11 protein-coding genes are annotated in these 12,339 nt (G+C 68.8%); 9 read left to right on the plus strand and 2 right to left on the minus strand.

Annotated features, from left to right (window positions below; all coding sequences use genetic code 11):
• Both rpmG and rpmB read right to left on the minus strand, forming a co-directional pair.
• On the minus strand, positions 1–158 hold a 158-nt coding region (gene rpmG, locus A5646_RS09370), incomplete at its 3' end, for a 50S ribosomal protein L33 (RefSeq protein WP_067021364.1).
• Entirely contained in the window at positions 158–394 is a 237-nt protein-coding gene (gene rpmB / locus A5646_RS09375) for a 50S ribosomal protein L28 (RefSeq protein WP_067021377.1), read from the minus strand. The genes rpmG and rpmB, both read right to left, overlap by 1 nt.
• 103 nt (positions 395–497) lie before the next feature.
• Between rpmB and mrf the strand changes: the two genes are divergently transcribed.
• From mrf to A5646_RS09420, 9 genes are all read left to right on the plus strand, one after another.
• A complete protein-coding gene (gene mrf / locus A5646_RS09380) occupies positions 498–1,697 on the plus strand; it encodes a ribosome hibernation factor-recruiting GTPase MRF (RefSeq protein WP_067021366.1) in 1,200 nt (399 codons plus the stop codon).
• Positions 1,694–1,948, plus strand: coding sequence for a type B 50S ribosomal protein L31 (locus A5646_RS09385; protein ID WP_067021368.1), 255 nt, complete (start codon positions 1,694–1,696; stop codon positions 1,946–1,948). Before mrf ends, A5646_RS09385 begins: the two co-directional genes overlap by 4 nt.
• 81 nt (positions 1,949–2,029) lie before the next feature.
• Positions 2,030–2,935, plus strand: a complete 906-nt coding sequence (locus A5646_RS09390) for a class I SAM-dependent methyltransferase (protein WP_066872849.1) — start codon at positions 2,030–2,032, stop codon at positions 2,933–2,935.
• Positions 2,936–2,994: 59 nt separating this feature from the next.
• Positions 2,995–3,213, plus strand: a complete 219-nt coding sequence (locus tag A5646_RS09395; RefSeq protein WP_067021370.1) for a hypothetical protein — start codon at positions 2,995–2,997, stop codon at positions 3,211–3,213.
• Positions 3,214–3,523: 310 nt separating this feature from the next.
• The gene (gene eccA3, locus A5646_RS09400) at positions 3,524–5,377 is read left to right on the plus strand and encodes a type VII secretion system ESX-3 AAA family ATPase EccA3 (protein WP_067021372.1); all 1,854 of its coding nucleotides are present in this window, start codon (positions 3,524–3,526) and stop codon (positions 5,375–5,377) included.
• On the plus strand, positions 5,374–7,008 hold the full coding sequence (gene eccB / locus A5646_RS09405; RefSeq protein ID WP_067021374.1) for a type VII secretion protein EccB: 1,635 nt from the start codon (positions 5,374–5,376) through the stop codon (positions 7,006–7,008). The genes eccA3 and eccB overlap by 4 nt, the downstream gene beginning before the upstream one ends.
• Entirely contained in the window at positions 7,005–10,982 is a 3,978-nt protein-coding gene (gene eccCa / locus A5646_RS09410) for a type VII secretion protein EccCa (protein ID WP_067021376.1), read from the plus strand. The genes eccB and eccCa overlap by 4 nt, the downstream gene beginning before the upstream one ends.
• Before the next feature lie 2 nt (positions 10,983–10,984).
• On the plus strand, positions 10,985–11,293 hold the full coding sequence (locus tag A5646_RS09415) for a PE family protein (protein WP_066872837.1): 309 nt from the start codon (positions 10,985–10,987) through the stop codon (positions 11,291–11,293).
• Between the two features lie 2 nt (positions 11,294–11,295).
• Positions 11,296–12,339 (plus strand): PPE family protein (locus A5646_RS09420; protein ID WP_197505156.1); only part of this gene is annotated, 1,044 nt, incomplete at its 3' end.

Raw genomic sequence — 12,339 nt, forward strand, 5'->3', positions numbered from 1 at the left:
TCCTCGCGGAAGTCGACGTGACGGCGGATGACGGGGTCGTACTTGCGCAGCATCAGCCGGTCGGGGTCGTTGCGTCGGTTCTTGCGGGTGATGTAGGTGTATCCGGTGCCCGCGGTGGAGCGCAGTTTGACCAGCTGACGAATCTCGTTGCGGGCCATCAGATTCGCTGCCCCTCGCGACGCAACCGGGCCACGACCGCCTCGATGCCGTCGCGGTCGACCACCTTGATGCCCTTGGCGCTGACGCGCAGCCGGATCCGGCGGTCCTCGGAGGGCAGGTAGTACGTCTTGCGCTGGATGTTGGGGGAGAAGCGCCGCGGGGTCCGGCGATGGGAATGCGACACCGCCCTACCGAAACTCGGTCGACGGGCGGTCACCTGGCAGTGGGCGGACACCTGCACCTCCGTTGCGCTTATTGAAAATCGTTTTCGACAAGGCCCGACCGGAACGGTACCGTATGTGGGACCTAGATGAAAACCATTATCAATAAGGAGGACGATGCAGACGCCCGTCATCCTGGTCACCGGCCAGAGGGACACCGAACCCGTCGTGGGTGCGCTGTTGCGCACCCCGGGAACGCTGGTGATCGAGCACTCCTTCGACGGTCATGTGGTGCGCCGAACGACAGCGTCGCTGTCCGACGGCGTCTTGACGTCCAACGAGAGCGGCCTGGAACTCGCGCATGGCTGTATCTCGTGCACCATCCGCAACGACCTGTTGGTGCTGCTGCGTCAGTTGCACCGGCGCGACGACGTCGACCGGATCGTCGTGCACCTGGGGCCCTGGCTGGAGCCCGAACCAATCTGTTTGGCCATCAAGCACGTTCGGGTGCGTGTGGCGCCCGGATACGTCGACGGGCCGGCGGCCCTGGACGTGTCGATCGCCGCGGTGGTGGCCTGCGTCGACTCGTCGGCGTGGCTGAACCAGGCGCTGGGTGAGGACGAATTGGACGACGGGCGCACCGAGGCCCAGGTGGTGATCGGGCAGGCCGAATTCGCCGATGTGGCGGTGCTCAACCGTCTCAATCCGTTCGTCGCCGCCGTGCTGCGCCGGTTGTCCCCGCGCGCTCGCCTGCAGGTGGGTGCCGACGGTCTCGAGGATGCGCTGAACAACCTGTATCGCGACGCGCGCCGCGGCCGCAGCGACGACCCGCACGGGCCACTGCTGGCCGGCCAGCCGCCGCTGGAGTCACGCGGTCCAATCAACTTGGTGGAGTTCGGTTCCCGACGGCCCTTCCATCCGCAGCGCCTGCACGACTGCCTGGATCTGCTGCTCGATGGTGTGATCAGAACCCGCGGGCGGCTCTGGCTGGCCAGCCAGCCCGACCGGGCGATGTGGTTGGAATCGGCCGGCGCCGGGCTGCGGGTCAGCTCCGCGGGCAAGTGGCTGGCCGTGATGGGTGGCCGCGAGCTCGACGGAATCGACGTCGAGCGACGAACTTTCGCCGAGCTGGCCTGGGATGACCGGTACGGCGACCGGCACACGGCGATGACCATCCTGGTGTGCGGCGCGAAACCGGCCGACATCCTCGACGGCCTGCATGGTGCGCTGCTGACCGACGCGGAGATGAGCCGTCCGCGTGACTGGCTCGGCTACGACGACCCGTTCGGTGACTGGCATGAGGAGCCGTGCGGGGAGCGGGCGGAGGCGGCCGACAACGCGGCCCGGCGCATCGGGCAGGACACCGACCCGTCATGAAGCCCGGCGTACATCCCGACTACCACCCCGTCGTCTTCCAGGACGCAACCACCGGTGCGATGTTCCTGACCCGATCGACGCTTGACAGTTCGCGCTCCGTCGAGTGGCAAACACGGCACGGGGCCCGCACCTATCGATTGATCGTCGTCGAGATCACCTCGGATTCACATCCGTTCTGGACCGGCGCTCGCCGCATCGTCGACAGCGCCGGACAGGTGGAGAGGTTCCACCGCCGCTACGGCCGGCGCTGACGGTCGGTGGCCGCGGCGAGGCCATTCGTGTTGCGCGCCACCGGAACACGCGTGTCGGTGACGCGGCGTAGTGTGGGTCGGATGCGAAGCGAAGGCGATACCTGGGACATCACCACGAGCGTGGGCTCCACCGCGTTGTTCGTGGCAACAGCGCGGGCATTGGAGGCGCAAAAGCCGGACCCGCTGGCCGTCGATCCATACGCGGAGGTCTTCTGCCGCGCCGTGGGCGGTTCGTGGGCGGACGTGCTCGACGGCAAGGACCCCGACCACCAGCTGAAGACCGCTGACTTCGGCGAGAACTTCGTCAACTTCCAGGGCGCCCGCACCAAGTACTTCGACGAATACTTCCGCCGCGCGGCGGACGCGGGAGTGCGACAGGTGGTCGTCCTGGCCGCGGGCCTGGACTCGCGCGCCTACCGCTTGGACTGGCCGGGCGCGACGACCATCTTCGAGCTCGACCAGCCGCAGGTGCTCGACTTCAAGCGCGAGGTGCTCACCGATGCCGGCGCCCAACCGCGTGCCGAGCGCCGTGAGATCGCCATCGATCTGCGTGAGGACTGGCCGCAAGCGTTGCGTGACAGCGGCTTTGATCCCGCCAAGCCGTCCGCATGGATCGCCGAGGGCCTGCTGATCTATCTCCCGGCTGCCGCCCAGGAGCAGCTGTTCACCGGCATCGACGGCCTGGCCGGTCACGGCAGTCACGTCGCCGTCGAGGACGGCGCCCCGATGAAACCCGAGGACTTCGAGGCCGCCGTGGCCGAAGAACGCGCGGCCACAGAGCAGGGCGACGGCCGGGTGTTCTTCCAGCTCGTCTACAACGAGCAGCACGCACCCGCCACCGAATGGTTCGGCCAGCACGGCTGGACCGCGGTCGGCACTCCGCTGGCCGATTACCTGCGCGAGGTCGGGCGTCCGGTACCCGGCCCGGACACCGAGGCCGGCCCGATGATCGCCCGCAACACCCTGGTGCGCGCCGTCCGAGAGTGACGCGTCGCAACGAAAACCGGCCGTGATCACGATCGCGGCCGGTTTTTCATGAGTTTTCCGTGAATCGGGCCGGCCGCCGCGGCCGCGGGCTGACCACCCTGACCGGTGACGAGTTCGGCGACGGCCCCTCGGCGCCGATGTTGCCGGGCAGCTGGCAAAGCGATCAGCGCGGAACTTTTGCGCCCCGCCAGCCGACTACTGGCTGCGTGATCGTCGTGCCGGCAATCGGCAGTGGCGACCGTCGAGCTCACCCCATCGTCAAGGAGTCGCCGCTATGACCGCGCCGGTGCGGACGGTTGCGTCCCCGATCCGCCCGGTCGGGCGGACGGTTCCGGGATGGCCCGGCCCGAGTTGATAATGAAAATGATTTTCATTAAGGTAGGGCCTTGCTGTAAGACCGCCCGACGTGCGGCTGTGAGTATGCCGAAAAAGCGGACAATCACGCCCGCAAATGTCCTCAACAGCGGTAAAAGAAGGGCGGAGCAGTGGTGAGCCGGACAGGGCCAAACGCCTCGACAGTTAGCTTATGCAATGCTAACTTCAGGCGGGTTAAGTTAGGGGAGACTACATACATGAAAAGTCGCGGCCGTGGAACTCGGTGACACCGGCATGCTCACAGCTCAGCCCGTCAATTCGCGGGTGGACGCGCGGGTGGACGAGGACGTCGTCAGCCGGTTCGCCACGTGCTGCCGCGCGCTCGGCATCGTCGTCTACCAACGGCAGCGGCCGGCGGATCTGGCCGCCGCCCGCTCCGGTTTCACCGCGCTGACCCGCATCGCCCACGACCAGTGCGACGCGTGGACCGGCCTGGCCGCGGCCGGCGATGTCTCCCTGCGAGTGCTCGAGGCGGTATCGCGCACCGTGGCGACCGCGGGCACACTGCAGCGCCAGGTGGACCTGGCGCCTGGTTCGCTGGGCTTCCGCTACGACACGGGGCTGTATCTGCAGTTCCGCGCCGCGACCCCCGACGAGTTCCAGCTCGCCTACGCGGCCGCGCTGGCAACGGCCGGACGATTCGCTGACGCCGACCAGATCGTCGCCGGCCTGAACGCGCGTCGCCCGACGTGGCGCGAGGCCCGCTGGGTGTCCGTCGTCATCAACTACCGCGCCGAGCGCTGGTCGGACGTCGTCAAGCTGCTGACCCCGATCGTCAACGACGCGGATCTCGACGAGGCGTTCTCGCACGCCGCCAAGATCGCGCTGGGCACCGCGCTGGCCCGGCTGGGCATGTTCGCGCCGTCGCTGTCGTATCTGGAGGAGCCCGATGGCCCCGTCGCGGTGGCCGCCGTCGACGGCGCGCTGGCCAAGGCGCTGGTGCTGCGTGCGCACGTGGACGAGGACGCGGCGAGCGAGGTGCTGCAGGATCTGTACGCCGCGCATCCCGAGAACGAGCAAGTCGAACAGGCGCTGACCGACACGAGCTTCGGCATCGTGACCACCACGGCCGCCCGCATCGAAGCCCGTACCGATCCGTGGGATCCCGAAACCGAGCCCAGCGCAGAGGATTTCGTCGACCCCGCCGCGCACGAACGCAAAGCCGTGCTGCTGCACGAGGCGGAACGTCAGCTGGCCGAATTCATCGGGCTCGACGAGGTCAAGAACCAGGTGTCGCGGCTGAAGAGCTCGGTCGCCATGGAACTGGTCCGCAAGCAGCGCGGGCTGGCGGTCGCGCAGCGTGCCCACCACCTGGTCTTCGCCGGCCCGCCCGGAACCGGTAAGACCACCATCGCCCGCGTGGTCGCCAAGATCTATTGCGGCCTCGGGCTTTTGAAGCGGGAAAACATCCGCGAGGTCCACCGCGCCGACCTGATCGGCCAGCACATCGGCGAGACCGAGGCCAAGACCAACGCGATCATCGACAGCGCACTCGACGGCGTGCTGTTCCTCGACGAGGCCTACGCGTTGGTCGCCACGGGCGCCAAGAACGACTTCGGGCTGGTGGCCATCGACACCCTGCTGGCGCGGATGGAGAACGACCGCGACCGCCTGGTGGTCATCATCGCCGGCTACCGGGCCGACCTGGACAAGTTCCTGGATACCAACGAGGGCTTGCGTTCTCGGTTCACGCGCAACATCGACTTCCCGTCGTACGCGCCGTCGGAGCTGGTCGAGATCGCGAACACCATGGCCGAGCAGCGCGACAGCATCTTCGAGCCGGCCGCGCTCGAACACATGGAGGCGTTGTTCACGAAGTTGGCCACCGAGTCGACCCCGGATGCCAACGGAATCTCGCGACGCAACTTGGACATCGCCGGTAACGGCCGATTCGTCCGAAACATCGTCGAACGCTCCGAAGAAGAACGAGAGTTCCGGCTCGACCATTCCGAAAACGCCGGAACCGGCGAATTCACTGACGAGGAGCTGATGACGATCACCGACGACGACGTCGCACGGTCGGTAGAGCCGCTGTTGCGCGGCCTTGGCCTGTCGGTGCCGGCATGACCTCCAATCACGAGTCCGACGACCGCCGCTCGTTCGCGTCGCGCACGCCGGTCAACGACAACCCCGACCAGGTCGAGTACCGCCGCGGCTTCGTCACCCGCCACCAGGTCAGCGGCTGGCGGTTCGTGATGCGCCGGATCGCCTCCGGTATCGCCTTGCACGACACCAGGATGCTCGTCGACCCGCTGCGCACCCAGTCGCGCGCGGTGGCCATGGGCGTGGTCCTGCTGGTCACCGGGCTGGCCGGTTGCTTCGTGTTCTCCCTGATCCGGCCCAGCGGCACGGTGGGCACCAACGCCGTGCTGGCCGACCGGTCGACCGCCGCGCTGTATGTCCGTGTCGGCGACGACCTGCATCCCGTGCTCAACCTGACCTCCGCCCGGCTGATCACCGGCCACCCGGTCGATCCCACCATGGTGAAAAGCACTGAGCTGGACCGTTTTCCGCGCGGCAACCTGATCGGCATCCCGGGCGCGCCGGAACGCATGGTGCAAAACCCCTCGCGCGACGCGAACTGGACGGTGTGCGACGCCGTCAGCGAGCCGGCCCAGGGCGGGCACGCCGCCCACAGCACCGGCGTCACGGTGATCGCGGGCCGCCCGGACAGCAGCGGTGCCCGCGCGGCCACGCTCGCGTCGCGGCAGGCGATCCTGGTCGAGCGTGATGGCAGCACCTGGCTGTTGTGGGATGGCAAACGATCGCAGATCAACCTGACCGACCACGCGATCACGAACGCACTTGGCCTGGGGCAGAACAACTCCGAGATGCCCGCGCCCCGGCCCATCGCGCTGGGCTTGTTCAACGCGATCCCCGAGGGTCCGTCGCTGACGGCGCCCGGCATCCCGAACGCCGGCGCCCCGGCGACGTTCGGCGTGCCCGCACCGATCGGCGCGGTGGTGGTCTCCTACGCCCTGGATCAGAGCTCCTCGGGTGCGCCGCGCTATTACGCGGTATTGCCCGACGGCCTGCAACAGATCTCGCCGGTGCTCGCCGCGATCCTGCGCAACACCAATTCCTATGGGCTGGACCAACCGCCGCGGCTGGGTGCCGACGCGGTGGCCAAGCTGCCCGTGTCGCGGATGCTGGACACCGCGCGCTATCCGGACCAACAGGTGAGCGTGGTCGACGCGGGCAAGTCGCCGGTCACGTGCGCCTACTGGAGCAAGCCGGCCGGGGCCGCGACCAGCTCGCTGAACCTGCTGTCCGGCTCGGCGCTGCCGATCGCCGAATCGATCCACACCGTCGACCTGGTGGGCGGTGGTGCCGCGACGAGCGGTGCGGTGGCCACCCGCGTGGCCCTGGCACCCGGCACCGGTTATTTCACCCAGACCGTCGGCGGCGGCCCGGACTCGCCGGGCACCGGATCGTTGTTCTGGGTCTCCGACACCGGCGTCCGCTACGGGATCGACAACGAGACCGAGCACTCGGCCGCCGGGCATGGCAAAACCGTTGAGGCCCTTGGCCTTAGCGGGGCGCCCGTCCCCATTCCGTGGTCGGTGCTGTCGCTGTTCGCCAATGGTCCGACGTTATCGCGCGCCGACGCGCTGCTGGCACATGATGGGCTGACGCCCGACCAGAAGCCCGGCCGTGTGGCTGCTGCTGCCAAGGAAGCCGAGGGAGCCCCCCGATGAGCCGACTGATCTTCGAAGCGCGTCGCCGGTTGGCGCCGCCGGTCACCCGCAAGGGGACCATCGCCATCGAGGCCCCGCCCGAGCTGCCCCGGGTCATTCCGCCGTCGTTCCTGCGCCGGGCGATGCCCTATGTGCTGGTGATCCTGATCGTCGGGATGATCGTCGCCCTGTTCGCCACCGGGATGCGGCTGATCTCTCCGCAGACGCTGTTCTTCCCGTTCGTGCTGTTGCTCGCCGCGACCGCGATGTATCGCGGCAACGACAACAAGACGCGCACCGAGGAGGTCGACGCCGAACGCGCCGACTACCTGCGCTACCTCTCGGTGGTCCGCGACAACATCCGCACCCAGGCCGCCGCGCAGCGCGCCGCCGCGCAGTGGTCGCATCCGGAGCCCGCCGCGCTGGCGACCGTGCCGGGGTCCCGCCGGCAGTGGGAACGTGACCCACACGATCCCGACTTCCTGGTGCTGCGGGCCGGGCGGCACCACGTCCCGCTCGCCACCGCCCTGCGGGTCAACGACACCGCCGACGAGATCGACCTGGAGCCGGTGTCGCACAGCGCATTACGCAGCCTGCTCGACACCCATCGCACGGTGCGCGACGTGCCGACCGGAATCGACCTGACCAAGGTATCCCGGATCACGGTGCTGGGTCAGGAAGACGAGGCGCGGGCGGCGTTGCGCGCCTGGATCGCTCAGGCGGTCACCTGGCATGACCCGACCGTGCTCGGGGTCGCGCTGGTGACCCCCGACCTGGAGGGTCCGGACTGGTCGTGGCTGAAGTGGTTGCCGCACATCGACATTCCCGGCGAGCTCGACGGGGTCGGGCCGGCCCGCTTCATGTCGACCAACGCCGACGACCTGGTCGCGAGCCTGGGGCCGGCACTCGTTGACCGTCCGGCGTTCACCGGCGAGCCCGCCGACGCGCTGCGTCACCTGCTGATCGTCGTCGACGACCCCGACTATGACCTGAACGCGTCGACGCTGGCGCTGGGCCGGGCGGGCGTCACCGTCGTGCACCGCAGCGCCACGGCGCCCAACCGGGAGCAGTATTCGGACCCGGAGAAGCCGATCCTGCGCGTCGCCAACGGCGCGATCGAGCGCTGGCAGACCGGCGGCTGGCAGCCCTACATCGACAACGCCGACCAGTTCGGCGCCGACGAGGCCGCGCACCTGGCTCGTCAATTGTCGCGTTGGGACTCCAACCCGACCCACACCGGGCTGCGCTCGGCGGCCACTCGCGGCGCCACGTTCACCACCATGCTGGGCATCTCGGACGCGTCCCAATTGGACGTACCCACGCTGTGGGCGCCGCGCCGTCGCGAGGACGAGCTGCGCGTTCCGATCGGGGTCACCGCGACCGGCGAGCCGCTGATGTTCGACCTCAAGGACGAAGCCGAGGGCGGCATGGGTCCGCACGGGCTGATGATCGGTATGACGGGTTCGGGCAAGTCCCAGACCCTGATGTCGATCCTGTTGTCGCTGTTGACAACTCACTCGGCGGATCGGCTGATCGTCATCTACGCCGACTTCAAGGGTGAGGCCGGGGCCGACAGCTTCCGCAACTTCCCGCAGGTGGTCGCCGTCATCTCCAACATGGCGGAGAAGAAGTCGCTGGCCGACCGGTTCGCCGACACGCTGCGCGGCGAGGTGGCCCGGCGCGAGACGCTGCTGCGTGAGGCGGGCCGCCGGGTGCAGGGCAGCGCGTTCAACTCGGTGGTGGAATACGAGGCCGCCGTGGCGGCCGGGCACGACCTGCCGCCGATCCCGACGCTGTTCGTGGTCGCCGACGAGTTCACCCTGATGCTGGCCGACCATCCCGAATACGCCGAGCTGTTCGATTACGTTGCGCGTAAGGGCCGCTCGTTCCGCATCCACATCCTGTTCGCCTCGCAGACGCTGGACGTCGGCAAGATCAAGGACATCGACAAGAACACCTCCTACCGCATCGGTTTGAAGGTGGCCAGCCCCAGCGTTTCCCGCCAGATCATCGGTGTGGAGGATGCCTACCACATCGAATCCGGCAAGGAGCACAAGGGCGTGGGGTTCCTAGTGCCCGCACCGGGTGCGACGCCGATCAAGTTCCGCAGCACCTATGTGGACGGCATCTACGATCCGCCGCAGAAGGCCAAATCCTTTGTGGTGCCGTCCATCCCGGAGCCGAAGCTGTTCACCGCCGGACGGGTCGAACCGGATCAGGACACCGTGATCACCGCCCCCGAGGAAGACGAATTCACCGGGCCGCCGCGCAAGCTGATCGCCACCATCGGCGACCAGCTGGCGGGCTACGGTCCGCGGGCGCCGCAACTGTGGCTGCCGCCGCTGGACGAGCCGATCCCGCTGAGCGCCATGCTGGCGCGCGCCGGCGTGCCGCCCCGGCAATGGCAGTGGCCGCTCGGCGAGATCGACAAGCCGTTCGAGATGCGCCGCGACCCGCTGGTGTTCGACGCCGCCTCGTCGGCCGGGAACGTGGTCATCCACGGCGGCCCCAAGTCGGGCAAATCGACCGCGCTGCAGACGTTTATCCTGTCCGCGGCCAACCTGCACTCGCCGCGCGAGGTCACCTTTTACTGCCTGGACTACGGCGGCGGCAAGCTGCGGGCACTCGAAGGCCTGGCGCATGTCGGCAGCGTGGCCTCCGCGCTTGAACCCGAACGCATCCGGCGCACCTTCGGGGAACTCGAACAGCTGCTGCTGTCGCGGCAGCGGCGAGAGGCGTTCCGGGAGTCCCGCGGCGCGGCCCCCGACGACGGCTTCGGCGAGGTGTTCCTGGTCATCGACAACCTCTACGCGTTCGGCCGCGACAACACCGACCAGTTCAACACCCGAAACCCGTTGCTGGCCAAGGTCAGCGAACTGGTCAACATCGGTCTGGCGTACGGCATCCACGTCGTCATCACCACCCCCAGCTGGCTGGAGGTGCCGCTGGCGATGCGCGACGGGCTCGGGTTGCGCCTCGAGCTCAAGCTGCACGATCCGCGGGACAGCAACGTGCGGGTGGTCGGCGCGCTGCGCCGGCCCGCCGAAGCGGTGCCGCACGACCAGCCCGGCCGCGGATTGACCATGGCCGCAGAGCATTTCCTGTTCGCCAGCCCCGCGCTGGACGCGGAAACAAACCCAGTGGCAGCCATCAACGACCGTTACCCGGGCCTGGCCGCGCCGCCGGTGCGGTTGCTGCCCACCAACCTCGCCCCGGAGTCGGTCGGATCGCTGTATCGCGGGCCGGAGCAGGTCGTCATCGGCCAGCGCGAGGAGGATCTCGCGCCGGTGGTGATCAACTTCGCCGAGAACCCGTTGCTGATGGTGTTCGGCGACAGCAAGTCCGGGAAGACCACGCTGTTGCGGCACCTCATTCGCACGGTCCGCGAGCACTCGACTCCCGATCAGGTGGCCTTCACGGTGCTGGATCGGCGGCTGCACCTCGTCGACGAACCGTTGTTCGCCGACAACGAGTACACGGCCAACGTCGACCGCATCATCCCGGCGATGCTGGGCCTGGCCAACCTCATCGAATCCCGGCGGCCGCCGGCCGGCTTGTCGCCCGCCGAGCTGGCTCGCTGGAGCTTCGCGGGCCAGACCCACTACCTGATCATCGACGACGTGGACCAGATACCGGATTCGCCGGCGATGAGCGGGCCGTACGTCGGGCAGCGTCCGTGGACGCCGCTGCTCGGGTTGCTGTCGCAGGCGGCCGATTTGGGGGTGCGGGTGATCGTCACCGCGCGCGCCACCGGCTCGGGGCACGCGTTGATGACGAACCCGCTGCTGCGCCGGTTCAACGACCTGCAGGCGACCACGCTGATGCTGGCGGGCAACCCGCAGGACAGCGGCAAGATCCGCGGTCAACGATTCGGCCGGTTGCCCGCGGGGCGGGCGATCCTGTTGGGCGACAGCGATGGCCCGACGTACGTGCAGTTGGTCAACCCCTTGATCGGGGAGTCCGTAATGGCAAGTGAAGCGCAACGGGAGGAGTAGAGATGACCTTGCGAGTGGTTCCCGAAGGTCTGGCCGCCACCAGTGCGGCGGTGGAGGCCCTGACGGCCCGGCTGGCGGCCGCGCATGCGGCGGCGGCCCCGGCGATCACGGCGGTGGTGCCGCCGGCGGTCGATCCGGTGTCGCTGCAAACCGCCGTCGGATTCAGCGCTGCGGGCCAGGAGCACTCCGCCGTGGCGGCCCAGGGTGTCGAAGAGCTGGGCCGCGCCGGTGTCGGCGTCGGCGAAGCGGGCGCAAGCTACCTCGCCGGAGACACCGCGGCCGCTGCGACGTTCGGAATCGCGGGCGCCTGACCATGACCGCCCCCATCGCGCCCATCTGGATGGCGTCGCCACCCGAGGTGCATTCGGCGTTACTGAGCGCCGGTCCAGGGCCGGGGCCGCTGTTGGCGGCCGCCGGCGCGTGGACCGCGCTCAGCGCCCAATACGCCTCGGCGGCAGCCGAACTCAGTGGGCTGTTGGGGGAGGCCCAGGCCGGCGCCTGGGAGGGGCCGAGCGCCGAGCAGTACGTGGCGGCCCACCTGCCGTACCTGGCGTGGCTGCAGCAGGCCAGCGCCGACAGCGCGGGGGCGGCCGCCCAGCAAGAGGTCGCCGCCTCGGCGTACACCGCCGCCTTGGCGGCCATGCCGACGCTGGCGGAACTGGCCACCAATCACACCGTGCACGCGGTGCTGGTCGGGACGAATTTCTTTGGGATTAACACGATTCCGATCGCGGTCAACGAGGCCGACTATGCACGGATGTGGGTCCAGGCCGCCGCCACCATGGGCACCTACCAGGCTGTGTCGGGCTCGGCCCTGGCCGCCGCGCCGCGCACCACGGCGGCGCCGTCCATCGTCAATCCCGGTGGGCAGGCCAACAGTCTGGCGGCCAACGCCTCGCAGAACAGCCCCGGGGACTGGTGGCAGAACTTCATCCAGCAGTTGTCGAAGTTCCTGCAGGACTTCTTCCAGAATATTCAGCAGATGCTGCAGGACTTCTTCTCGAACCTGCCGGCGTTCCTGGCGGCCAACGGGCCGCTGCTGTTCTTCGTTGCCTACCAGGTGTTCTTCAACGCTGTTGGCTGGCCGACCTGGGGCGCGATCCTGACCGCGCCGTTCCTGATTCCGCTGCTGCTGGGCATCGGGCTCAGCTCGTTGCTCACCACGCCGGTCGAGGCCGCCGCCCCGGAGGCCGCCCCCGCCGCGGTGGCTCCGGTGCTGACGTCGAACAAGCCGCCGTCCATGCTGCCGGCGGTCGCGCTGGCCCCGACGATGCCGGCCCCAGCCGGGGCCCCGGCCACCACGGTCGCCGCGGGTTCCGGGGCGCCGGCCGCGCCGGCGCCGGCGGCCGCGGCCAGC

It is taken from the genome of Mycobacterium sp. 1245499.0, assembly GCF_001673615.1.
GTDB classification, from domain to species: Bacteria; Actinomycetota; Actinomycetes; order Mycobacteriales; family Mycobacteriaceae; genus Mycobacterium; species Mycobacterium europaeum_A.